Source organism: Variovorax sp. Varisp53 (genome assembly GCF_059491555.1).
On the sequence record NZ_CP168512.1, the window covers coordinates 3,644,544 to 3,668,450 of the forward strand.

23 protein-coding genes are annotated in these 23,907 nt (G+C 68.7%); 11 read left to right on the forward strand and 12 right to left on the reverse strand.

Translation table 11 applies throughout. From position 1 onward, the window contains the following. Position 1: 1 nt before the first annotated feature. Complete coding sequence (gene gntK / locus ACEOAB_RS16995) at positions 2–1,552, reverse strand: gluconokinase (protein ID WP_495652993.1); 1,551 nt, start codon at positions 1,550–1,552, stop codon at positions 2–4. A 10-nt stretch (positions 1,553–1,562) separates the two neighbouring features. After that, entirely contained in the window at positions 1,563–2,915 is a 1,353-nt protein-coding gene (locus tag ACEOAB_RS17000; protein WP_413749523.1) for a GntP family permease, read from the reverse strand. Positions 2,916–3,099: 184 nt separating this feature from the next. Here ACEOAB_RS17000 and gntR point away from each other — a divergent pair, with 184 nt between their 5' ends. Continuing rightward, positions 3,100–4,131 (forward strand): HTH-type transcriptional regulator GntR, encoded by a 1,032-nt coding sequence (gntR, locus tag ACEOAB_RS17005; RefSeq protein WP_413749524.1) that lies wholly within the window; start codon positions 3,100–3,102, stop codon positions 4,129–4,131. 7 nt (positions 4,132–4,138) lie between these two features. Here gntR and bla read toward each other — a convergent pair whose 3' ends face one another. The 4 genes from bla to ACEOAB_RS17025 form a co-directional block, all read right to left on the reverse strand. Further along, complete coding sequence (gene bla / locus ACEOAB_RS17010) at positions 4,139–5,026, reverse strand: class A beta-lactamase (protein WP_413749525.1); 888 nt, start codon at positions 5,024–5,026, stop codon at positions 4,139–4,141. A 128-nt stretch (positions 5,027–5,154) separates the two neighbouring features. Continuing rightward, entirely contained in the window at positions 5,155–6,636 is a 1,482-nt protein-coding gene (locus ACEOAB_RS17015) for an MFS transporter (protein ID WP_413749526.1), read from the reverse strand. 4 nt (positions 6,637–6,640) lie between these two features. Then, complete coding sequence (locus tag ACEOAB_RS17020) at positions 6,641–7,612, reverse strand: tripartite tricarboxylate transporter substrate-binding protein (protein WP_413749527.1); 972 nt, start codon at positions 7,610–7,612, stop codon at positions 6,641–6,643. Positions 7,613–7,669: 57 nt separating this feature from the next. Next, positions 7,670–9,121 carry an amidase gene (locus ACEOAB_RS17025; protein ID WP_495652994.1) on the reverse strand — a complete coding sequence of 484 codons (1,452 nt, stop codon included), beginning with the start codon at positions 9,119–9,121 and terminating at the stop codon, positions 7,670–7,672. A gap of 69 nt (positions 9,122–9,190) precedes the next feature. On the opposite strand from ACEOAB_RS17025, the gene ACEOAB_RS17030 reads away from it, so the two are divergent. The 3 genes from ACEOAB_RS17030 to ACEOAB_RS17040 all read left to right on the forward strand — a co-directional run bounded on the left by ACEOAB_RS17030 (position 9,191) and on the right by ACEOAB_RS17040 (position 14,245). Then, positions 9,191–10,087 (forward strand): LysR family transcriptional regulator, encoded by an 897-nt coding sequence (locus tag ACEOAB_RS17030; protein ID WP_495652995.1) that lies wholly within the window; start codon positions 9,191–9,193, stop codon positions 10,085–10,087. 61 nt (positions 10,088–10,148) lie between these two features. Then, the gene (locus ACEOAB_RS17035) at positions 10,149–13,169 is read left to right on the forward strand and encodes a PAS domain-containing protein (RefSeq protein ID WP_413749530.1); all 3,021 of its coding nucleotides are present in this window, start codon (positions 10,149–10,151) and stop codon (positions 13,167–13,169) included. Positions 13,170–13,225: 56 nt separating this feature from the next. After that, a complete protein-coding gene (locus ACEOAB_RS17040; RefSeq protein WP_413749531.1) occupies positions 13,226–14,245 on the forward strand; it encodes a DUF2272 domain-containing protein in 1,020 nt (339 codons plus the stop codon). A 6-nt stretch (positions 14,246–14,251) separates the two neighbouring features. Here ACEOAB_RS17040 and ACEOAB_RS17045 read toward each other — a convergent pair whose 3' ends face one another. From ACEOAB_RS17045 to ACEOAB_RS17070, 6 genes are all read right to left on the reverse strand, one after another. Then, a complete protein-coding gene (locus ACEOAB_RS17045) occupies positions 14,252–14,500 on the reverse strand; it encodes a DUF3297 family protein (RefSeq protein WP_007834582.1) in 249 nt (82 codons plus the stop codon). 32 nt (positions 14,501–14,532) lie between these two features. Further along, positions 14,533–15,006 (reverse strand): ribonuclease HI family protein, encoded by a 474-nt coding sequence (locus tag ACEOAB_RS17050; RefSeq protein ID WP_413749532.1) that lies wholly within the window; start codon positions 15,004–15,006, stop codon positions 14,533–14,535. Then, positions 15,007–15,480 (reverse strand): hypothetical protein, encoded by a 474-nt coding sequence (locus ACEOAB_RS17055; protein WP_495652996.1) that lies wholly within the window; start codon positions 15,478–15,480, stop codon positions 15,007–15,009. It lies immediately after the preceding gene. Positions 15,481–15,604: 124 nt separating this feature from the next. Further along, positions 15,605–16,579, reverse strand: a complete 975-nt coding sequence (locus ACEOAB_RS17060; protein ID WP_413751265.1) for a Bug family tripartite tricarboxylate transporter substrate binding protein — start codon at positions 16,577–16,579, stop codon at positions 15,605–15,607. A 56-nt stretch (positions 16,580–16,635) separates the two neighbouring features. After that, complete coding sequence (locus ACEOAB_RS17065; protein ID WP_413751266.1) at positions 16,636–17,580, reverse strand: hydroxymethylglutaryl-CoA lyase; 945 nt, start codon at positions 17,578–17,580, stop codon at positions 16,636–16,638. After that, entirely contained in the window at positions 17,573–18,739 is a 1,167-nt protein-coding gene (locus tag ACEOAB_RS17070; RefSeq protein WP_495652997.1) for a CaiB/BaiF CoA transferase family protein, read from the reverse strand. Before ACEOAB_RS17070 ends, ACEOAB_RS17065 begins: the two co-directional genes overlap by 8 nt. 132 nt (positions 18,740–18,871) lie before the next feature. Between ACEOAB_RS17070 and ACEOAB_RS17075 the strand changes: the two genes are divergently transcribed. The 7 genes from ACEOAB_RS17075 to ACEOAB_RS17105 all read left to right on the forward strand — a co-directional run bounded on the left by ACEOAB_RS17075 (position 18,872) and on the right by ACEOAB_RS17105 (position 23,905). Beyond that, the gene (locus ACEOAB_RS17075; protein WP_056591889.1) at positions 18,872–19,771 is read left to right on the forward strand and encodes a LysR family transcriptional regulator; all 900 of its coding nucleotides are present in this window, start codon (positions 18,872–18,874) and stop codon (positions 19,769–19,771) included. A gap of 47 nt (positions 19,772–19,818) precedes the next feature. Continuing rightward, a complete protein-coding gene (locus tag ACEOAB_RS17080; protein WP_495652998.1) occupies positions 19,819–20,559 on the forward strand; it encodes a glutamine amidotransferase in 741 nt (246 codons plus the stop codon). A gap of 107 nt (positions 20,560–20,666) precedes the next feature. Further along, on the forward strand, positions 20,667–21,305 hold the full coding sequence (locus tag ACEOAB_RS17085; protein WP_056591886.1) for a CDP-alcohol phosphatidyltransferase family protein: 639 nt from the start codon (positions 20,667–20,669) through the stop codon (positions 21,303–21,305). 26 nt (positions 21,306–21,331) lie between these two features. Then, positions 21,332–21,913, forward strand: coding sequence for a glutathione S-transferase family protein (locus ACEOAB_RS17090; RefSeq protein WP_413751030.1), 582 nt, complete (start codon positions 21,332–21,334; stop codon positions 21,911–21,913). Between the two features lie 12 nt (positions 21,914–21,925). After that, the gene (locus tag ACEOAB_RS17095; protein ID WP_495652999.1) at positions 21,926–22,567 is read left to right on the forward strand and encodes a histidine phosphatase family protein; all 642 of its coding nucleotides are present in this window, start codon (positions 21,926–21,928) and stop codon (positions 22,565–22,567) included. A 55-nt stretch (positions 22,568–22,622) separates the two neighbouring features. Then, positions 22,623–23,585: a DnaJ C-terminal domain-containing protein gene (locus ACEOAB_RS17100; protein WP_495653000.1), complete on the forward strand. Its 963-nt coding sequence runs from the start codon at positions 22,623–22,625 to the stop codon at positions 23,583–23,585. A 2-nt stretch (positions 23,586–23,587) separates the two neighbouring features. Next, a complete protein-coding gene (locus ACEOAB_RS17105; RefSeq protein ID WP_413750409.1) occupies positions 23,588–23,905 on the forward strand; it encodes a chaperone modulator CbpM in 318 nt (105 codons plus the stop codon). Positions 23,906–23,907: the final 2 nt, after the last annotated feature.

A 23,907-nucleotide genomic window follows, 5' to 3' on the forward strand; every position in this document is an offset into this window, starting at 1 on the left:
CTCAGTCACCGGTGCGCTGCACCGCCTGCTGCTGGAACTTCGCAAGGGTGCGGTATTCGTCGCCGAGCTTGCGCGGCAGTGAGAGGTACACAGGCAGCAATTGCCGATAGAGCGCCGCGTTCTTCGCATTGGGCGTGTGGCGGTGCGTGGCGCCCACCATGCCCGACACCACGTCCAGGGAATCGACGTGCCCCAGCGCATAGAGCCCGAGGACGGCCGCGCCGAGGCAGGAGCTCTCGAAGCTCTCCGGCACCACCACTTCGCGGTCGAACACGTCGGCCATCATCTGGCGCCACAGCCCCGAGCGTGCAAAACCGCCCGTGGCCTTGATGCTGGTGCTCGTGCCCGCAATCGATTCGACCGCGGGCAGGATGCTGTAGAGATTGAAGATGACGCCCTCGAGCACGGCGCGGATCATGTGCTCCTTGCGGTGATGGATGCCCAGGCCGAAGAAGGAGCCGCGCAGATCCGCATTCCAGTACGGCGCACGTTCGCCGGTCAGGAAGGGATGGAACACCAGCCCTTCGGAGCCGGCCGAGACGCGTTCGGCAATGCGCGTGAGCACCTCATAGGTGTCGATGCCCAGTCGCTTGGCGGTCTCTGCCTCGGCAGAGGCGAACTCGTCGCGCACCCAGCGCAGGATAATGCCGCCGTTGTTCACCGGCCCGCCGACCACCCAGCGCCGGTCGGCCAGCGCATAGCAGAAGGTGCGGCCTTCGGCGTCGGTCATCGGGCGGTCGATCACCGTGCGCATCGCGCCGCTGGTCCCGATGGTCACGGCTACTTCGCCCGGCGCCACCGCGTTCACGCCCAGGTTGGAAAGCACGCCGTCGTTGGCCCCGACGACGAAGGGCGTGTCGCTCGACAGGCCGAGCTGCGCCGCCGTCTCGCCCGCCAATCCCTCCACGTGCCAGGTCGTGGGCACGAGATCCGAAAGCTGCTCGGCGCGCACACCCGCGAGCGCGAGCGCCCCGGCATCCCAGTCGAGCTGCCCGATGTTGAAGAGCCCGGTGGCCGAGGCGATCGAATGATCCACCAGCCAGCGGCCGAACAGCCGGAAGAACACGTACTCCTTGATGCCGACGAAGCGCCGGGCCTGCGCGAAAAGCTCCGGGCGCTCGTGGCGCAGCCACACCAGCTTGGCCAGCGGCGACATGGGATGGATCGGCGTGCCCGTGCGGTGGTAGATCGCGTCGCCCTCCCACTCCGCGCGAATGCGCCCGGCCCAGGCCGCGCTGCGGTGGTCGGCCCAGGTGATGCTGCGCGTCAGCGGCGCGCCGTGCTCGTCCACCAGGATCAAGCTGTGCATGGCCGCGCTGAACGACACGCACAGCACATCGCCCGGCGCCGCCTTGCACTGCCGCACGCAGGAGGCAATGGTCGACAGCACGGCCCGGTAGATCTGCTCCGGGTCCTGCTCCGCGGCCGCGGGTTCGGGCTGCAGCAGGGGGTACTCCACCGCATCGTTCGCCAGCACGCGCCCCGCCGTGGAAAAGGCGACCGCCTTGGTGCTGGTGGTTCCGATGTCGACCCCGATGGCGATGCGGTTCATATGCCTTCTCCTAGACAACCATGCTGAGCAGCATGATGAAGATGATCGCGACAACCGAGATCAGCGTCTCCATCACGGTCCAGGTCTTGAAAGTCTCGGCCACGCTCATGTTGAAGTATTGCTTCACCAGCCAGAAGCCCGCGTCGTTCACGTGCGAAAGAATCAGCGAGCCCGCGCCCGTGGCAAGCACCAGCAGCTCGCGGTTCACGCCCGGCACCATGGTGGCGAGCGGCGCAACGATGCCCGCGCCCGTGATGGTCGCCACCGTGGCCGAGCCGGTCGCGATGCGGATCAGGCCCGCCACGAGCCATGCCAGCAGGATCGGCGATATCTGCGCATGCAGCGCCATCTGCCCGATCGCGTTGCCCACGCCGCTGGCCACCAGCATCTGCTTGAAGCCGCCGCCCGCGCCGATGATGAGCACGATGGCTGCCGTGGGCGCCAGGCTGTCGTCGACGAACTTCATGATCTGCTTCGACGTGAAGCCGCGCGCGGTGCCGAAGGTGTAGAGCGACAGCAGCAGCGCGGCGAGCAGGGCCGTGATCGGATGGCCGATGAAATCCAGCCACTGCCGCACGACGTTCTTCTCGTCGAACGCCACGTCGGCGAAGGTCTTGAGCAGCATCAGCGCCACCGGCAGCAGCACGGTGAGCAGCGTGATGCCGAAGCCCGGCAGCTCGCGCGCCTCGGGCTCGTGCGCCAGTTGCGCCATCAGCTCGGGCGAAGCCTCGCCCGGCACGTACTTCGAGATGAACTTGCCGAAGATCGGGCCCGCGATCATCGCCGTGGGCAGGCCGACGAGCAGGCCGTAGAAGATGGTCTTGCCGATGTCGGCGTTGAACACGCCAATGGCCAGCAGCGGCCCCGGGTGCGGCGGCACGAGGCCGTGCACCACCGAGAGCCCGGCCAGCAGCGGGATGCCGATGCGGATCAGCGATACGCCGGTGCGCCGCGCCACGATGAAGACCAGCGGGATCAGCAGCACGAAGCCGATCTCGAAGAACAGCGGAATGCCGACCAGGAAGGCTGCGAACATCATCGCCCAGTGCACCCGCTCGCGGCCGAAGGCGCCAACCAGCGTGCGCGCGATACGGTCGGCGCCGCCCGACTCGGCCATCATCTTGCCGAGCATGGTGCCCAGGCCCAGAACGATGCCCACGAAGCCCAGCACGCCGCCGAAGCCGTCCTGGAAGGACTTCATCACCAGCGCCACGGGCATGCCCGAGGTCAGGCCCAGGAAGCCCGCGGCCAGCGTCAACGCGATGAAGGGATGCACGCGCCAGCGCGTGATCAGAAGGATGAGCCCGAGGATCGCTGCCAGGGCATCGACCAGCAGGAACACCTCTTTGCTTAAACCGAACATGTTGTCTCCAGGATCCTGGCTGCACGAGGGCCGCCAGGCATTTTTGGGATAGCGCTATCCTCAAAGATCGAAAAAATCAGCCGCAGGGCGATCGAACCGGGTTTGTGCCGATGGCCAAGGGCTGGGATAGCGCTATCCTAGGACTGCGCTGTCCAATTAAATACTGGTATTAACCCCAATAAAAATGACCGACACCTCCGAACGCCCCCGCTCCCGTTCTTCCAGCCGCGTCACGCTCGACGACGTGGCCCGGGTGTCCGGCGTCAGCCCGATCACCGTGTCCCGCGCGCTGCGCGGAGCACGCAACGTGGCGCCGGACCTGCAGGCCCGCGTGCAGGCCGCGGTGGACGAGCTCGGCTACGTGCCCAACGTTGCCGCGCGTGCGCTGGCTTCGGCCCGCAGCTCCCATGTCGCGGTGCTGATCCCGTCGCTGACGAACGCCCTGTTCGTCGATTTGCTCGAGGCGGTGCAGGACACGCTGGCACCTTCGGGTTTCCAGTCGCTGATCGGCGTGACGCACTACGACCTCGCGCAGGAAGAAGCGCTGCTGCGCAGCTATCTCTCGCAGCGCCCCGCCGGGCTGCTGCTGACCGGCCTCGACCGCAGCGCGGCGGCCTCGCGCATGCTGGAAGAAAGCGACGTGCCCTGCGTGCACCTCATGGAAACCTCGCCGGCGCCGGGCACCTACAGCGTGGGGCTCTCCCAGCAGGACGCGGCCCGTGCGCTCACCGAGCACCTGCTGCAGCGCGGCCGCCGGCGCATCGCCTATGCGGCGGGCCAGCTCGATCCGCGCGTGATGCAGCGGCTCGAAGGTTATCGGCAGTCGCTGCGTGCGGCGGGCTGCCACGACCCGCAGCTCGAACTGCTCACGCCGGGTCCGACGTCCATGGCGCTCGGCGGACGGCAGTTCGAAGACCTGCTCGCCCGCCACCCGGACATCGACGCGATCTTCTATTGCAACGACGACCTTGCGCAGGGAGGCCTGCTCGCCGCGCTGCGCACCGGCGTCGCGGTACCGCAGCGCGTGGCGATCGCAGGCTTCAACGACCTCGACGGCAGCGACCAGATGCTGCCGCCCCTGACCAGCGTGCGCACGCCGCGCAAGGAAATCGGCATGCGCGCCGCCTCGATGCTGCTGGCACTGATGCGCGGCGAGCCGGTGAACGAACCGATGGTGGACATGGGGTTCGAACTGATGGTGCGGCAAAGCAGCTGACGGCGCCTCAGCCCGCCAGCGCAGCCACCACGATGCGCGTTGCCGATGCAATGACGTCGCTGCGTCCCTTCGCGTCCTTCTGCGGAAAGGTCAGGTACACCGACAGCACCACCGGGGCACCGGTCGGCGGCCACAGCACGCCGACGTCGTTGGTGCTGCCGTAGGAGCCCGAGCCGGTCTTGTCGCCCACCTTCCAGCCGGCCGGCACGCCCGCCAGGAAACGCTCGGTGCTCGTGGTGTTGCCGAGCAGCCAGTCCTTCAACTGGTCGCGCTGCGCCGTGCCCAGCGCATCGCCCAGCGCCAGCCGCTGCACGCTGTCGGACATCGCCGCAGGCGTGGTGGTGTCGCGCAGGTCGCCGGGAATTGCGGTGTTGAGCTCGGGCTCCGTGCGGTCGAGCCTGAAGGCCTGATCGCCGATGCCGCGCGCAAAGGCAGTGACCGTGGCCGGGCCGCCCAGCATCTTCAGCAGCAGGTTGGCGGCGCCGTTGTCGCTGTACTGCACGGTGGCGGCGCAGAGTTCGGCGACCGTCATGCCGTCGGCCACGTGCTTCTCGGTGATGGGCGACCAGGAGACGAGGTCGGCCTTGCCGTAGCCGATGTGCCGCGCGAGCAGGCTGACGTCTTTCGCGCTGCGTTCGAGCACGGCCGCCGCCAGCATCAGCTTGAAAGTGCTGCACAGCGGAAAGCGCTCGTGCGCCCGGTGCTGGATGCGCGCGCCGCTGCCGGTGTGGAAGCCGGCCACGCCCAGGCGGCCGCCCGAAGCGCGTTCGAGCTCGGCGAGCTGTGCCTCGGCCGAAAACGGCGATCCCGTTCGGGACCACGCGGTGCATGCGCCGGCGAGCGGCAGGACGGAGGCGGCGAGCAACAGGCTGCGGCGCTGGACGGGAGGATTCATTTCGTCTTCTCTTTCATTCGGCGAGTGGATGGGACGAAGCGAATCCTAGGAGCGCCCCTCCCGGCGATCCAGCCGCCCGGCGACGTTCCGCGTCCCGGGTGTATCTGCTGTAACGGCGCCGAGCGGCTTCAGGCCGGTGGCGGCGGCGCGGGCCGAAGGCATGTCTTCGCGATCAGCACTGCTCCCGACACGCAGCACAACGCGAGCATGAGCAGCGCGTACCTCGCGCCCCGGGTGAGCAGCGCAGCATCGAAAGCCGAAAGGCCTGTGCCGCCGTGTCCCAGGATCATTCGCTGCGAGTCCTCGGGCAGTTGCGCCATCGCCACGCCCAGCGTCAACGCTGTGCCCACCATGATTCCCGCGTTCTGGAGCGTCGAGCGCACGCCGTTGGCGATGCCCCGCCGCTGGGGACGCACGCTCTGCAGGATCGACGCGTTGTTGGGCGTCACGAAACTCCCTATGCCGCAGCCGAGCATCAACAGGCACACGGCAAGCTGCCCGGCACCGATCGACGGCTGCAGCAGCGCGGCCAGCAGCGCCAGCGCGCCTGCGGCGAGCAGCATCGCAGCCATGCAGATCGATTCGGGCCTGAAGCGCTGCAGCAGGCCGCCGGCAACGGGCGCGGCCAGCAGCATCCCGAGGGCGACAGGCGCCACGCGCAGCCCGACATCCGAGGCAGACAGGGCCGTGCATGCCTGCAGATACAGCGCAATCAGCAAAAGAGGCGCCGCCTGTGTCATCGACAGCAGCAGGATGCAGATGTAGGCGGTGCGGCGTCGCAGGTCGCCGAAGAGTTCGGGGTCGACCAGCGGACTGGCCACGCGCCGCTGAAGCCGGGCGAACGACAGGATTCCCGCGCCGCCCGCGAGCAGGAAGCCCCACACCGGCATGCTGGCCCAGCCATGGCTCCCGGCCAGCGAGAGCGCATAGGTGACGCATCCGATCCCGGCCAGGGACAACGCGGCGCCGGCCACGTCGAAGCGCTCGGCACGGACCGCCGCCGTCTTCGGGAGGATCCGCCACGACCATGCCAGGACGCACAGGCCGACCGGGACATTGAGCATGAAGAGAACCCGCCATCCCCACCACGACACGATGAAGCCGCCCGCCAGCGGGCCGGCGACCTGGGCCAGCGCGGCCACCATCGCGAGCACACCCAGGGCGAGCCCCATCCTGCGTCGGCCGAACGCATCGCCCACCAGCGCACTGGTGTTGGCCATGACACCCGCGGCGCCCACGGCCTGGCAGATGCGAAAGACAAGCATCGTTTCCGCGCTCGTCGCGACGGCACAGGCTGCACAGGCGATCACGAAGAGGCCCAGCCCCGCCAGGAACAGGTGCCGCCGCCCCCACAGGTCGGCGAGCCTCCCGAAGCTGAGGATGCACACGGTGCTCACGAGCATGTAGGACAGCAGGATCCAGCTCGCCTGGGCGGGCGAGGCCTGCAGGCTGCGCCCCACTGCGGGCAGCACCACGTTGAGCGCGCTGAAGTTCAGGAAGCACAGCAGCGCGCCGAGGCATGCCGCGGCGAGCACGGCCCATCCGGCCCTGTCCTCGTCGTCGGCAGCCGCCTCTGCGCGCGAAGAGCCTGCGATGAATGCGGCCGCCACCGGTTCAGTCTTCGCTCTTGAATCCCGAGGCCTTGACGATGGGGCGCCAGTACTCGCGGTCTTCGTTCATCACCCGGGTCACTTCCGCGCCGGGAAGCCCCGTCGGCTCGAGGCCCATGTGATCGAGTTGCCCGCGCACCCGCGGGTTGCGAATCGCGGCCAGGAACGCGCTTTCGAGCTTTGCCACAACGTCCTTCGGCGTGCCCGCCGGCACGAACGCGGCATAGGCGGCATTGGCCCGGTCGAACGCGTCGTAGCCCGCTTCCTTGATCGTCGGAACCTCGGGCAGCCAGCTCAGCCGCTTCGTTCCTGCGACGCCCAGGATGCGCAGCTTTCCGGAACGGTGCAGCTCGAGCTGGCTGGCCAGCGCGTCGGTGCCGACCGGCACGTGGTCGCCGATGATGTCGGTCGCCAGCGGCGCCCCGCCCCTGTAGGTGACCGCCGTCAGAGGCACGCCGATGGCCTTGGACAGCTGCAGCACGCTGAAGTGAAGCCCGCCCCCGAGGTTGGTCATGCCCACGCTGGCCTGGCCGGGGTTCTTCCTGATCCACGCCACGTATTCGGGAACCGTCCTGTACGGCTGGCCCGCGCCGGTGGAGACGACGCTGGGCACGTTGGCGAGGTGGGCAACGGGAATGAAGTCCTTGTCGACGTCGTAGTTCAGCCGCGCATAAGTCATCGGAAAGAACACGAATGGCGGCGTCGCGCCGATCAGGATCGTGCGCCCGTCAGGCCGCGACGTCTTGACCGCTTCGATGGAAATGCGGGTCGACGCGCCAGGCCGGTTCTCCACCAGCACCGGTTCCTTGAGCGCGGTGCGCAAGTCCTCGGCCACCGAGCGTGCCAGGTTGTCGAGCGCGCCACCCGGTGGAAATCCCACGATCAGCCTGATGGGCGCGTTGTTGTCCGCATGCGCGAAGCTTCCGCCCAGGGCGACCAACGCACTGAGCACGAGTGTCTTTGGAAACGAGGTCATGGTGAGATACCCGCAAGGTTGATTGGCGAAGAACAGGAAGAGAAATGGATGGCGTGCTCAGAAGGCCAGGACCGGCAGCGGATTGGCCGGCCGGTGGCTGGCCTCGAAAGCCGCAGCGGCCTGCAGCAACTGCAGGTCTTCGCGGAAGCCGCCGACGAGCTGCATGCCGATGGGCAGGCCGTCGCGGCCCGCGCCGCACGGCAGGCTGATGGCGGGGTGCCCGGTAAGGTTGAACGGCATCGTCCAGGGGAACCAGTTGGGCCGCAGCTCTGCAAATTCCCTGCCGTCGATCTCGATGCTTCCGAAGAGGTCCTGGTCGATCGGCAGCGCCGTGCGCGAAAGAGTCGGCGTGAAGATGAAGTCGTGCGTCTCCAGTTGCGCCTGGACTTTGCGAAAGAGCGCGGTCCTCGCGAACATGGCCTGCTGGAAGGCGACCCCGTCGACGTGCTCCGCCAGCGCCAGCTGCTGCAGCAGCGACGGACTCAACTGGTCGGCGTGCGCCTCGGCCAGCGGAGCGAACCGGCCGCGCCAGCTCGTGTGGTTGATCACGCGCCACACCGGCTCGACGTCATAGCCCTCGCCCGTCATCTCCTCCAGGTCCGCGCCCATCGACCGCAGGGTTGCGAGGGCGGCCTCGAAAGCGGCGGCGACGTCGGCGGCAATCGGCCGCCCCGCCGGGGTGGCACTGAAAAGGACGCGCTTGCCTCGCAGGTCGCCGCCGGGCTGCAGGTCGTCGAAGTAGCGCCGGGCCGGCACGCCCAGCGACCAGGGGTCCGAACCGTGGGCGTCGGTCATCGCCTGCAGCATGAGCGCCGTGTCGCCGACGTTGCGCGTGGTGGGCGTCACGTAGGTGTAGTTGCCGAACGCGTCCTGCACCTGGCTGTGCGGAACCACGCCCAGGCTCTGCTTCAGCCCGACCACGCCGTTGCACGCCGCGGGAATACGGGTGGAGCCGCCCCCGTCGGTCGCGATGGCCAGCGGCGCGATGCCCGCTGCCATGGAAACGGCGGCTCCGCCGCTGGAGCCGCCGCTGGTGCGCGTCGGATCCCATGCATTGCGCGTGCTGCCGAAGAGCGGCGCGTCGGTCATGCACTTGGCACCGAACTCCGACGAGGTCGTCTTGCCGATGAGGATGCCGCCCGCCTCGCGCAGGCGCGCCACGGCCACGGCGTCGTGCGCGGGCACGTGATCGCGATGCAGCAACGATCCGTAGGTGGTCCTGACGTTCGCGGTGTCGACGATGTCCTTCACGGTGAACGGCAAGCCGTGCAGCGCCCCCACGGTGTCGCCTCTCATGATCGCCTGCTCGGCCTGCCGGGCTTGTTCGGTCGCCTCTTCGTGGCAAAGAGTGATGAAGCAGTTCAGGTGCGGCTGGAGCGCATCGGCGCGGCGCAGCACCTCGTCGACGATCTCAACCGGGGAGAGTTCGCGCTGCGCGACCAGCGTGCGCATCGCCGACGCGGACATCTCGCAGATCTCGGACCTTGGAAGGCGCGGAAAATTCTTCATGCGTAGATGATTGATACGCGGCAACATTGCGTCCAATACTGTTTTCTAGAAAAGGCATATGCACAGCGTATGGCTACACCCGACCTCAGATCACTTCGCTACTTCGTTGCCGTTGCAGAGGAGCGCAGCGTCGGCAAGGCGGCGCGGCGGCTCAACATGGCCCAGCCGCCGCTGTCGGTTCACATCAAGAACCTGGAAGCGGCCATCGGCGCGCCCTTGTTCCGCAGGGCGGCGCGCGGCATGGAAATCACCGACGCGGGAAACGCCCTCTTCCAGCGCGCCAAGGAGGCGTTGCTGCTCGCCAACGAAGGATTCGACGCCGCGCGCGCCGTGGGCTCGGGCAGCAGAGGGCGACTCGCGGTCGGAACCATGGTCGTGCTGTCCTACCTGGTGCTGCCACGGCTGGAAAACGAGCTTCGGCTCAGGCTTCCGGACGTAGAGATCCAGTACGTGGAGCTGAATGCCGTCAACAACGTAAAGGCCATCACCGACTCGGACGTTTCGGTCGCGATCTGCATCCCACCGATTGCCAAGCCAGGCATTGCGGTCGAACGCATCGGCAGCCAGCCGCTGCTGCTTGCCGTGCGATCGGATTCGCCGTTGGCACGGATGTCCAGCATTCCGCTGGCGCGCCTCTCCGGCATGCCCCTGATCGGCCTTCCCGTTCCGGAAGGCGACGTCGACAAATCCGTCGTCACGTCGATGCTGCGCAGGCACGAGGTCAACATGCCGATCGCGCTGCGGGTCGAGACCATGGTGTCCGCATTGGCGCTTGTCCTGGCGGGCAAGGGCGTGGCCATCCTGCCTGCCTGCGCCCAGATCGGCCGCCCCCCGGGCGTGGTGTTCCGCCCCTTTCGCGGCGTCGACGCGACGATGGACATCGCCGCGTGTTGGCGCAGCGATTGGGACAGTCCGCTCATCAAGCCGTTTCTGGCGTGTGCGCGCGCGGCGTTGCGGCGGCCGTGAAAAAGCCGTTGCTATCATCGAACAATGCGGCCACCGGCACCGTGGTGGCGGAGGAAACCAAGTGCGGCTCAAGCTAAGAACGAAGACAGCACTGCTGGTCACATCGCTCGTACTCACGCTGGTCGGTGTGGCTGGCTGGTGGCAATACCGAAGCCTGTCCAGCGAGTACCTCAACCTGATGCGCGAGCAGCAGCAGGCACTGACCGACAGCGCAGCGGCAGATCTCGACTACAAGCTCGAAATCCATCTGGCCGCCTTGGCGCGTGCGGCCCGGGAACTCAGCCTGCACGGCTTTTCAGACCCCGCGGCGCAACAGCGTTTCCTTGCCGACCAGGACCTGCGCACGATGTTCGACAACGCCGCGCTGGCGACACTGGACGGCGCCATCGTCGCCATCGACCCGCCCACCAGCCGGCCTTCGAACGTCGGCGACCGCGACTACTTCAGGCGCGTGCGCGACATGGGCCAGCCCGCGATCTCGGCGCCCCTGCTCACGAAGAGCACCCAACAGCCTGCGGTCGTCATGGCGGTCCCCGTCAAGAGCCCCGACGGCCGCCTCGCCGGTGTGCTCGGCGCGGCGCTGAACCTGCAGCGCGCCAACGTGCTTGGTGATCTCAGCCGCGCCACCATCGGCCGGGGCGGCCACTACATGATCGTCACGCGCGGCCAGTCTCCGCAGGTCGTCATGCACCCTGATGCGAACCTGCTGCTCAAGCCTGCAGCCGCAATCGCCGTCGCCTTCAACGGCGGTACCGAGAGCGACATGGCAACGCGCGCCGCCGTGCCCAGTGCCGACTGGGAACTGCGCCTGATCGTGCCTGCGCACATCGCCTACGCGCCGCTGGAGCAGGCAAGGCGCAACCTGCTGCTGCAATTGATCGGGCTGGGCCTGGGCTGCGCGCTCCTGGTCTGGCTGGGCACTGCGTGGGTCATGCGTCCCCTGGAGGCGCTGAGCGGCGCGATCCGTACCCTGCGCCGTTCGCCGGACAGCGAGGTAAGGCTCGATGTCGTCGCCAACGACGAGCGCGGGGACCTGGCACGCGAGTTCGACGCACTGATGGCCGACCTGCGCGAGCAGCGGCTCGAGATGGCGGCGGTCACCGATGCATCACCCGTGGGATTGTTCCGTTGCGACAGCGACGGGCGCATGACCTACGTGAACGACGAGTACCTGGCGATCCACGGGCTCGAGCGGAAGGACGCGGAAGAAGGCTGGCTCACGCTCGTGCGCGAGGAGATTCGAGAGACGGTTCGCCAGGACTGGGTTCGCGTCGTCAGCACGGCCGCGCCGTTGAGCGCCACACGCCGGCTCCATCGCAGGGATGGAACCCAGGTGCTGGTGGCATTGAGAAGCCGGCCCGTGCTCGCCGAAGGCCGCGTGCTCGGCCACGTGGGAACGGTGACCGACATCACCGAGCGCACGCGCGCCGAACGGGCACTTCGCACGTTGACGGCCATCTTCGACATGACGACCGACTACATCGTCCAGCTCGACGCGGCGGGGCGGCTCATCTACATGAATCCGGCCGCACGCCGCCGCACGGGGCTGGCCCTCGACGCCCCCATCGAACAGTTCAGCGCGGCCGACTTCAATCCGCCGGAGACGATGGAAAGGTTCCGCTCGGAGGTGGTGCCCACCGCGGTCAAGACCGGCGTCTGGGTCGGCGAATCGATGGTGTGGGACGCCGAGCACAACGAGTTTCCGGCCAGCCACATGGTGATCGCGCATCGCGACAAGCACGGCAAGGTGGAGTATTTCTCGGGGTTGATGCGCGACATTTCGGCGGCCAAGGCCGCGGAGCGGGCGCTGCGCGACAGCGAACATCGCCTGCGCATGGTGACGGACCACCTGCCGGCGCTGGTCTCCTACCTGGACCGCGACCTGCGGTTGCGCTTCGTCAACAAGGCCTATCAGGACTGGTTCGACGTCCAGCCCGAACAACTGCTCGGCCTGAGCCTTCGCGACTTCTACGGCAATGAAGCGTGGGCACAGATGGAGCCGCACATGCGCGCGGCACTGGCCGGGCGCCAGGTCACTTACGAGCGCAGGCTGGCGACGCCTGGCGGGCGCCGCGATATCCAGGCCACGCTGGTTCCCGAGCGCGACGAACGCGGCGAAGTGATCGGCCTCTATACGCTGGACAGCGACATCACCGCGCACCACGAGGCGGAGGAAGCCCTCCAGGAAAGCGAGGCGCGCCTGCGCACGGTGGCCGACGCACTGCCGATGCGCGTCGCCTACATCGATGCGGAGGAGCGCTATCGATTCAACAACCTGGCCTACGAGCGCGGGTTCGGGCTCTCCCGCGACCAGATCGAGGGGCACACCGTGAAGGAGCTCCTGGGCGAGCCCGCCTACGAGGCCGTGCAACCGCACATACGCGCGGCCCTGGCCGGCGAGGTCGTCACTTTCCAGAGCGAGGTCGACAAGAGCGACGCCTACTACTGCTACGAGGCCCAGTACATCCCGCAGCCTGCGGTGAACGACGAGGCCATCGTCGGCTTCCATGCCGTGATCACCGACATCACGCGGCAAAAGCTCGAGGAGAAGCGCCTGGTGAACCTGGCGCAGATCGATCCTCTCACCGGTCTTGCCAACCGCGCGGGGTTCGAGGTGCGCCTGGCGGAGGCGATGGAGCGTGCGCGCGGCGCCGGTGCATTGATGGCCCTGATGTACCTGGACATCGATGGATTCAAGCAGATCAACGATCGGTTCGGGCATCAGACGGGAGACGAGCTGCTGCGGGGCTTCGCGGGCAGGTTGTCGCAGGCGCTGCGCTCCAGCGATGTCCGCGCGCGCCTGGGCGGCGACGAGTTTACGGTGATCATGGAGGGCCTGCCCAACGGGGACGCAGCGGTTTCCGCCGCCTCGAAGTTGATCAAGGCCATGCAGGTGCCGTTCACCACCGAACAGCGGACGATCTCCATCAGCACGAGCATCGGCGTGGCGTTCTACCAAGGCGGCACCGCAACGGCTGCCGCGCTCGTCAGGCAGGCCGACGAGATGCTCTACCAGGCCAAGGGGGCGGGCCGCAATAACTTCCAGGTGGCGCCACGGCCCATCGAAGGAAAGCGGATTTGACGCGGCGATAGACCTGCGCATCCAGAGCATCGTGCCCGCAGCTATGCTCGCTCCACATGCCGCCACCCGTCACGATTCATCGCACGCCTCGCCGCTCGTTGGCCGTGCTCGCCTGCGTCCTGTGGCTGGCCTTCGCAAGTCCCGCGTCGGCCGCGCAAGGCTGCCTCGACACCGCCACGCAAGCCCCCTCGCCGTCGCGTGCACTCGCCATGGCCACCTTCGCGCTGCAGGAGCACGAAGCCTTCGGCGGCCAAGCCATGGACGCCGAAGGCCGCATGACCGAAGCCGGTAGCTCCGAGGCCGAAGACACGCGCCCCACCCTGCCGGGCCTGGCGCCATGGCAGCGGGTGCTCGGCTATTGGCAGGCGGTCGACCCGCGGCTGCCGTCGCTCGTGCGCTTCGGCGCGCTGCGCCCCGCCGACCGGCACCTGCTGATGCAGGCGTTGAACGAGGCGACGGCCGGGCGGCTTCAAGGCATGGGCGTAGGCCCCGACGAGGGGCTTGATTCTGGAGAGCTGCGCGCGGTGCAGGTCGCCCTCGCCCGCGTCGCGGTGATCGACACGCCCTGGTCCGCGGCCTTCATCAGCTGGCTGGCGCGACAGGCCGGGCTGGCGGATGACGAGTTCGTTTTCTCCGAAGCGCATGTCGACTATGCGGGCGCCGCCTGGCAAGCCGGCATCGTCGAGGCCGCGGGCCGGCCCACGCGCTACGCCCTTCGAGCCTGCGACCTGAGGCACACGCCGCCGCGCATCGGCGACATCGTCTGCCAGGCGCGCGGCACGGGCGCCGAACTCGACACCTTCGACAAGATCGGTGGAGTGCTGGCCACGCGCGACACGGGCGGCGAGTCTCTGCCCATGCACTGCGACGTGGTGGTGGCCGTGGATGCCACGGGCTTCGACGCGGTAGGCGGCAACGTGCTGCAGTCGGTCACGCGGCGCCGGCTCGACTTTGCGCCGGGCACGCGGTGGCTGGACCCGAGCTACCTGCCCGAGGGATGCACCCTGGGTGCGCCGGGCTGTATCGATCGCCACATGAGCCGCCAGCCCTGGTCGCTGCTGCTGCAGTGGCGCTGAACCGGCTTACTTGTAGAACGCCTCGACCTTGCCTTTCAGCTTGAGCAGCAGGGGCTTGCCCTTGCGGTCGAGGGTCTTGCCGGCGGGCACCTTGACCCAGCCTTCGCTGATGCAGTATTCCTCGACGTCGAGGCGGTCCTTGCCGTTGAAACGGATGCCGATGTCGTGCTCGAACGCGGCGGCCACGTGGTGCGGGCTGCGCGGATCGATGGAGAGATGGTCGGGAAGGGGTGGGCGGGGAGTGGCTTCTGTCATGGCGCGTGATGATAGGGGCTCCGCGCCCTGCCCTAGCGCCGCTTCTTCTTCGGGTGCCGCGCCGGGGGCTTTGGCGCGAAGCCCAGCGCGGCACGGGCCAGTGCGTCGGCCTCGCCGTTTCGGTGGCGCGGGATCCACTGCACGCGTGCGTCGTCGAAGCTTGCGAGCAAGGCGCGGGCATCGTCGAACAACGCGGCCATGCGCGCGATCGGCTTCGCTTCGGACGCGGCCAGCTGCTCGACGAGGATGCTGTTGTCGCTGTAGGCCCGCACTGCCGTCGCGCCGCGTGCGCGCAGCTCCTGCAGGGCCAGCGTCAGCGCCCGCAGCTCGGCTTCGTTGTTGCAGCCGGTGGTGTGCGTGGCCTGCGACAGCGTGTGGCGCGCGCCGTCCGGCGCGGTGATGACGGCACCGATGCCCATGCGGCCCGGGTTGGGCATGGCGCTGCCGTCGCAGTAGACGGTCCACGGAAGAAGGCTGTCGGGCCTGCTGGATTCCCCTGCGCTCATTCAGCAGTTGTTGCGCTTGATGCCCGCGAGGTTCTGGCAGGGCCGCTGGCCCGGCGGCGGCCCCGGGTCGCGCACGTGCGGCGGCGGCCGGCGGATGGGGCGCACGCCGTCGTAGTACGGGTCGGGGCTCAGGATGACGACGGGCGGGTCGGCAGCCGGCTGCTGTTGCTGCAGCTCCTGCATGCCGGCGGGGTAGCGCGGAATGATGGCGGGGCCCGACGGCGGGTTAGCGGCCACCTGGGCAGGCGGCGGGGTGGATGGCGCAGCGCCTTGCGGTGGCGCGTAGTCGGGCCGGCGGTTGGGGACGGGCACCGGCGCTTCCAGGATCTGCACCTGGCGCGACTGCTTGCTACCCGCCGGGCATTCGACGTTGGTGTACGAGATGGCCCCATTGGCATCGGTGCAGCGAATCACTTCCGCGTGCGCGCCTGCCGCGGCGGCGAAGATCGACAGGAAGAGTGCCAGGGAACGCATCGGTGAATGGGCCAGTGAGGTGAGGTCGGGTCGGGTTGCAGGTCGGCTGCGAAAGATGCATCAACTGTAGCCGCACCCTGCCCGCCTTGCGAGCCCCCGGCACCCGCCCACACTCTCGGCGTCGTCATTCCGGCTGGATGCCGGCCGCGCGAATCACCTGGCCCCACTTCTGCGACTCGGCCGCCTGGAACTGCGCGAGCCCCTCGGGCGTGCTGGTCACGGCCTCACCGCTGGTGGTGGTCTGGTAGGCGACCACGGCGGGCGCAGCGGAGACCTTGATCATCATCTCGTTGACCTTGTGCGTCACGGCCGCGGGCGCGCCCGGCGGCAGGTACACGGCCGTCCAGTACGACATGTCGTAGCCCTTCACGCCGGCCTCTTCCACGGTGGGCAGCGCCGGCACGGCGGCAAGTCGCTTGTTGCCGCTGACAGCCAGCGCGCGCAGCTTGCCGCTCTTGACCTGCGGCAGTGCGGTGGGCGCGTCGGCGAACATGAAGTCGACCTGCCCGCCCAGCAGGTCGGTGATAGCCAGCGGGTTGCTCTTGTAGGGCACGTTCACCATGTCGATGCCGGCCATCTGCTTGAGCAGTTCGCTGGCCACGCGGCTCGACGAACTGCCGCTGCCGAAATTGAGCTTGCCGGGCGACTTCTTCGCCGCGGCCACGAGGTCTGCGACCGACTTGATGGGCGACTCGGCATTCACCAGCAGCAGCATGTGGCCCTTGGACAGCAGCGTGACCGGAGTGAAGTCCTTCACCGGGTCGTAGGGCAGCTTCTTGAACAGGTGCTCGTTGGCCGCGTGGGTGGTGTTGGTGGTCATGAGCAGGGTGTAGCCGTCGGGCGCGGCCTTGGCCACGTACTGCGCGGCAATGAAGCCGCTGGCGCCGGCCCGGTTGTCCACGATGACGGGCACCTTGTACTCGGCGCCCAGCGCCTGCGCCATGCTGCGCGCCTGCTGGTCGGTGCCGCTGCCGGCGCCGAAGGGCACGACGATGGTGATGGGCTTGCTCGGGTACGGCTGCGCGTGCACCGGGCCGGCAGCCAGCACGGCCGCACAGAGCGCCGAGGCGGCACAGAGTCGGGAGAAGAAAGTCGGCATGTCGTTGTCTCCTGTGGAATGTTTTGTTCTTCGGCTTGCAAGGTAGCGTGAAGCGCTCAGTGCCGGAACCGGCCCAGCGTGCCGGCCCGCATGAGCTTGCCCGGCAGCGGATGGCCGACGATTTCTTCGGCCAGCTGCGCGCAGCCGATGAGCGCGTCGAGGTCCACGCCGGTCTCGATGCCCATCTCCTCGCACATGAAGGCCAGGTCTTCGGTGCAGATGTTGCCGGCCGCGCCGGTGTGGCCCGCGAACGGGCAGCCGCCCAGGCCGGCGCAGGCGCTGTCGAAGGTGTCGATGCCCATCTGCAGGCCCATCAATGCATTGGCCATGGCGGTGCCGCGCGTGTCGTGCAGGTGCAGGCCCAGCCGCAGCTCGGGCCAGCGCTCGCGCACGGCGCCCACCACCGCGGCAATGGCGTTGGGCTGGGCCCAGCCCACGGTGTCGGCCAGCCGCAATATCGGCAAGCGCAGGCCGAACTCGGCCATGGTGTCGAGCATCTGCGCCACGCGCTCGACCACGGTGGCCGGGGCGATCACGCCTTCGAGGTTGCAGCCGAAGGCCGTGGTGACGATGCCGCGCGTGACCGCAATGCCGTGGTCCACGCAGAACGCCAGCGTTTCGCGCTGGGCCTCGCGCAGCGCGGCCAGGCCCTTGCCGTTGTTGCGCACCGAAAAGGCCTCCGACGCGCTGGTGCCGATGGTGCCTTCGATGTCGAGCTGCGTGCGCATCGCACGCTGCATGCCGCGCAGGTTGAGCCACAGGCCCGAGTAGCGCACGCCGTCGCGCTTGCGGATCGACCGGGCGACCAGTTCGGCGTCGGCCATGCCGGGCACGCGCTCGGGGTTGACGAAGGACACGCATTGCACCTCTTCGAGCCCGCTCTCTGCCAGCGCCTCGATGAGGCGCACCTTGTCGGCCGACGCGATGGGGCCGGCCTCGATCTGGAAGCCCTCGCGCGGGCCTTCCTCGTGCAAGTGAACGCGGCGTGGCAAGTCAGACATGTGCGGCTCCCTGGTCTTTCTGTGGCGGTATGGCGGGCGCGCCGAACTCCGCGTTGTGCTGGCCCAGCCGCGGTGCCACCGCGCGGTGCTGCGGCCGCGCGCCGTCGATCGACAGCGGCAGCGCGGTCAGCCTGAAGTCTTCGCCCGGCACGGCCTGCAACATGCCCAGGGCCTCGACCTGCGGGTGCGCGATGGCCTCGGGCACGGTGTGCACCGGCGCGCAGGGCACGCCGGCCGCGGCGAAGCGCGCAGCCCAGTCGTCGCGGGTGCGTGCGCGCAGCAGCGGCACGATCTGCTCGAACAGTGCAGCCTTGTGGCGCAGCCGCTGGCGGTTGGTGGCAAAGCGCTCGTCGCCGGTCCAGTCGCCGCGGCCGAGTTCGTGTGCGAACTTGGCGAACAGCCGGTCGTTGCCGCAGCACACGAGCAGCGGCGCGTCGGCGGTGTCGAAGGATTCGTAGGGCACGAAGCCCGGGTGGCCCGAGCGGTGGCGATCGGGCAGGCGACCTTCGTTGGCATAGGCGTCGGCCTTCTGACCGGTCCAGACCAGCGCCGTCTCGAGCAGCGAGGCGCTCACCACGCCGCCCTTGCCGGTGACGTGGCGCCGCTGCAGCAGCGCCAGCGCACCGATCACGGCCCACATGCCGGTGCCCTGGTCGCACACCGAGGCGCCGGTGCGCAGGGGCGGGTCTTCGGGCCCGCCGTTGATGCTCGACAACCCGCTGAAGGCCTGTATCAGCGGCTCGTAGCCCGGCTGCATGGCCAACGGCCCGGCGTGGCCGAAGGCGGAGATCTCGCAGTAGACGAGGCGCGGATGGCGCGCACACAACGCCGGTCCGTCGATGCCCATCGATTGCGTGACGCCGGGGCGCAGGTTGTGGATCAGGATGTCGGACTCTCCCGCCAGCCGCTCGAACACCGCCATGCCGTCGGCGCTCTTGAGGTCGATGGCCACCGACTTCTTGCCGCGGTTGAACACATGAAAGTTGAGCGCGTCGCCATGCCGGAACGCCGGGCCCATGTGGCGCGCGTCGTCGCCGCCCTCGGTGCGTTCGAGCTTGACCACGTCGGCCCCCAGGTCCGCGAGGATCGCCCCCGCGAACGGCCCGGCCAGCACCTGTCCGAGTTCGAGCACCCGGATGCCTTCCAGTATTTTTTGCATGTCCCGCGCCTGTTGCCAGGCCCGTTGTCTCGTTTCAGTGGCGCCAGTCTGGGCTTCCCGCATTGATCTGGGAAGACGAATATTTCTATATCTGTGATAACTTGGATGGATCAATCCACAAGAGATGCACCCGTGCGAATCGACATCACGCTGCAGCAGCTGGAGGCCTTCGCCGAAGTGGCGAAGACCTCGAACTTCCGCGCCGCCGCGCTGGCGCTGCATGTGTCGCAGCCCGCGCTGAGCCGCACCATCCGCATCGTCGAAGACCTGGCCGGCGCGCGGCTGTTCGACCGCGACACACGCCACGTGGAACTCACGCCCGCCGGGCGCGAGCTGCTGCCGATTGCGCTGCGCATCCTGGAGAACTTCCACAGCTCGTTCAGCGAGCTGTCGCAGTTTCTCGAAGGCCGAAGCGGCCACCTCACCATTGCGTCGCTGCCGTCCACGGGCGCGGCGCTGCTGCCGAACGCGATCGTGGAATTCCGCCGCAGCCACCCGCAGGTGGAGTTCTCGCTGATCGAAGGGCCGGCGGAGCTGGTGCGCTCGGCCGTGGACGAAGGCCGGGCCGACTTCGGCATCAGCGTGCGCCCCGGGCCTCAGGAACCGATGCTGTACCGCCACCTGATCGACGACCCGTTCATGCTGCTGTGCCGGCGCGACGATCCGCTGGCGGCGCGGACGACGGTGGCGTGGTCGGTGTTCGCGACGCGGCCCTTCATTGCCAGCGGCTTTCGCAGCAGCATCCGACCGATCACCGACGCGGCCTTTCTCCAGCGCGGACTGCAGGTGGTGCCGGCGCTGGAGTACCCGAGCGTGGCCGCGGCCGGCGCGCTGGTGGCCGCGGGCCTGGGCATCACGGCGCTGCCGCGGCTGGCGCTGCAGCTCACGCGCAACGACGACCTGGTGACGGTGCCGCTGCAGCGCCCGGCCATGTCCCGGCCCATCGGGCTCATCACGCGCGCGGGCCGGTCGCCCTCGCCGGTGGGCCGGGCCTTCATGGACCTGCTGCACAGCAGGGAAGCCTCGCGCTGAAACCGCACGTCGAAACCTCGCTTTCGGTCTGCGGCATGATCGCGGGCATGGAAAAAACGCCCCCGAAGCCGCTCGTCATCGTCAAGGTTGGAAGCACCTTCGAAGCCCTTCGCGCAGAGCGCGGCGACTTCGAGAACTGGATTGCCGACGGGCTGGACACGCAGGCGCTGCCGATCCTGGTGATCGACCCGCGCCGCGGCGACACGCTGCCCGACGCGGAAGCGGTCTCCGGCGTGGTGGTGACGGGCTCGCACGCGATGGTGTCGCACCGCGAGCCCTGGAGCGAAACCACCGCCGCGTGGCTCGCGCAGCTGGTGGCGCACGACACGCCGGTGCTCGGCATCTGCTACGGCCACCAGCTGCTCGCGCATGCGCTCGGCGGCGAAGCAGGCAATCATCCGGCGGGCGTGGAGGTCGGCACCGTCACAGTCACCCTCGAGGAGGCGGCCGCCACCGACCCGCTGTTGCGCGGCCTGCCCGCGCAGTTTCCGGCGCACGTGGTGCACTGGCAAAGCGCGCTTCGCCTGCCCGAAGGCGCGGTGCGGCTGGCCGGTAACGACCACGAGCCGGTGCACGCCTTCCGGGTCGGCAAGCACGCCTGGGGCGTGCAGTTCCACCCCGAGTTCGACGCCGAGGCCATGCGCGGCTACATCGACCTGCTGGCCGACGACCTGGCTTCCGCCGGCGTCGATCCGGCCGCGTTGCGCGAGCGCGTAGGCCCTACCGACACGGCGGCCGGGCTGCTCGGGCGCTTCGCGCGGATCGTCGAAGCGCACCACGGCAGCTGAGCTTCGGCGGCCCGAAAGCGCCGCCTGTCCGTCGGACCGCGACTACAGGAAGCGCCGCGCGCTTCGGTTAAGGTGCGGTCCATTCGCCGTTTGCCAACCCTTCTTTCATGACCACTCCTTCCACCGCGCCAGCCCGCAAGCATTTTTCGATGATCCGGGGGTTCCACCTCGCCGATGCGTTCACGCTCGGCAATGCGGCCTGCGGAGTGGGTGCGGTGTTCCTGGCGATGGCCTTCATGGCGAGCCATTCGCTGGCGCAGTTCCTGTGGGCGGCAGCGCTCGCGCCGGCTGCCTTCATCTTCGACGTGCTCGACGGCCGCATCGCGCGCTGGCGCCAGACCCAATCGGCCCTCGGGCGCGAGCTCGACTCGCTCGCCGATGTGATCTCGTTCGGCGTGGCGCCCGCCGCGCTCGGCTTCGCGGCCGGGCTGAACGGCGGCTGGGACTGCGTGATCCTGATCTATTTCGTGGGCTGCGGCGTGAGCCGGCTCGCGCGCTACAACGTCACGGCCGAAGCGCTGTCGGCCGGCGCTGACAAGGTGAAGTACTTCGAGGGCACGCCCATCCCGACCAGCGTGGTGCTGGTGGGCGTGCTGGCGTACGCGGCCTGGCAGGGCCGCATCGGCGACGCCCTGTGGGGCGCCGCCTGGGCCGTCGGCCCGTGGCAACTGCATCCGCTGGTGTTGCTGTTCGCCCTGTCGGGCACGCTCATGATCAGCAAGACGCTGCGCATCCCCAAGTTCTGACCGTTCGAGGCAAAGGAGACAAGCCGATGACGATGAAGTTGTATTTCGACCCGCACAGCCGCTCGCAGGTTGCCAAATGGATGCTTGACGAAGCCGGCGTCGACTACGAGATCGTGACCACGCTCATCAAGGACAAGGCCCACAAGACACCCGAGTTCCTGAAGATCAATCCGGCGGGCAAGCTGCCGGCGCTGGTCGACGGACGCACGCGCGTCTTCGAGAACGCGGCCATCTGCATGTACGTCGCCGAGAAGTTTCCCGGCAAGCGGCTCGCGCCTTTCATCGGTTCGCCGGAGCGCGGCCGCTACCTGTCGCTGATGGTCTACTCGACCTCGCAGCTGGAGCCTGCGATGGGCGACAGCCTGCTGAAGATCCGCAGCAACAACAGAGCGCGCGGCTGGACGGACTTCGAAGCGGCCAAGGACGCGGTCGAGCGCGAACTGGGCGATGGCCCCTACCTGTTCGGCGCGCGGTTCACCGCGGCCGACGTGATGATCGGCTCGATGCTCATCTGGCACCGCGCGTTCGGCGGCATCCTGAACCGGCCCAAGCTCGACGCCTACGTCAACCGGCTGCGGGGCCGCCCCAAGGGCATGAAGTTCGGCTGAAAGCGACACGCCATGTCACAGACCACGTCCGTTCACATCGGCACCGGCGGCCTCGATCAGCTCGTCCGCATCGCCGAGACGCAACCGCTGTCGACCGCCTGCGATCACTTCTACTTCCTGCGCCATGGCCAGACCGGGCGCAATGCGCAGCGCATCTTCCAGGCGGTGGACGAACCCCTGAGCGAGCTCGGCCTGCAGCAGGCCGCGCGCGCTGCCGGGCTGCTGGCGGGCGAGCCCATCCGCACCGTCGTGTGCAGCGATGCGCGGCGCGCGAACGACACCGCCCACGCCGTTGGCACGGCGCTGAAACTGGTGCCGGCCGCGCAGGCCGCGCTGCGCGAGCGCAACTTCGGCGCGCTGATCGGCACCTCGTCCGCCAACATCGACTGGGCCTGCGAGCCCGAGGGCGGAGAGACGCTCACGCAGTTCGTCGCACGCACGCGCGCCGCTCTCGACGAGGCCCTGCGGCTGCCCGCCCCGGTGCTGGTGGTGGCGCACGGCGGCACGCTCTATGCGCTGGCCGCGCTGCTGGGTGTGCCCGTCGACCTCGGCCTGCTCGGCAACGCGCAGCCATTGCGTTTCGAGCGCAGGGGCCCCACATGGGGCGTAACGCCGCTGCTGCGGCAAATCGACGGAAACGCAGCCCTGGCCTGACCGACCCCGGCGCCCCGGGCCCTGATGCCGTCCACACAACGAACTGCCACACACCATGGAATTCAAGGACTACTACAGCGCACTGGGTGTCGACCGCACCGCGTCCGACGACGAAGTGCGCAAGGCCTACCGCAAGCTCGCCCGCAAGTACCACCCCGACGTCAGCAAGGAGGCCGACGCCGAGCAGCGCATGCGCGACATCAACGAGGCCAAGGACGTGCTGGGCGACAAGGAAAAGCGCGTGGCCTACGACGCGCTGGCCGACCGTGTCGCGCGCGGCGGCCACCCCGAGGGCGGCTTCCAGCCGCCGCCGGGCTGGGACCAGGGCTTCGAGTTCCACCGCGGCCCGCGCCAGGGCCCGGCCGACCACGCCGACTTCAGCGAGTTTTTCTCGTCGCTGTTCGGCGAGGCCGAGCGGCGCGACGCGGCGCGGCAGAACTACAAGGCGCGCGGCGAAGACCACCATGCGGCCATCGAGATTGCCCTCGAAGACGCACTCAACGGCGCCGAGCGCGAAATCACGCTGCGCGCCCAGACCGTGGACGCGCAGGGCCACCCGCAGTGGCAGAACCGCACGCTCAGCGTGAAGATCCCGCCAGGCGTGCACCCGGGCCAGTTCATCCGCCTCGCGGGGCAAGGCATGCCCGGCCACGGCGGCGAGCCGCCGGGCGACCTGTACCTCGAAGTGCGCATTGCGCCGCACAAGCTGTACCGCGTGGAAGAGCGCGACCTGTACATGACGCTGCCCGTCACACCCACCGAGGCGGCGCTGGGCACGCAGGTGCAGGTGCCGACGCCGACCGGCGGCGTGGTCGAGGTGACCGTGCCGCGCAATGCGCGCAACGGCCTGAAGCTGCGGCTCAAGGGCCGGGGCCTCGCGGGCAAGACGCCCGGTGACCTGTACCTGCTGCTCGACATCGCCCTGCCCCCCGCCGACAGCGACGATGCGCGCAAGGCCTACGAGCAGCTGGCGCAAGCCACGGCATCGTTCCACCCACGCCAGCATCTGGGAGTCTGAGCATGGTGAACTTCACCCTTACGACCGCCACCGCCATCAGCGCCTCGCAGCCGCTCGCGGCGAGCGAACTGGCGCACGCCGTCGGCGCCGACACCGCCTGGGTCGTGCAACTGGTCGAGGTCGGCATCCTGCAGATCGAAACGGCCGAGACCCAGCCCGAGCGCTGGCAATTTTCCAGCGAAGACCTGCAGCACGCGCTCGAAGTGCGCCGGCTGGAGCGCGACTTCGGCGTGGGGCTCGATGCCGCCGCGCTGATCCTCGACCTGGAGCACGAAGTGCGGCGGCTCAAGGCCCTGCTGCAGGCACACGGCCTGCGCTGACG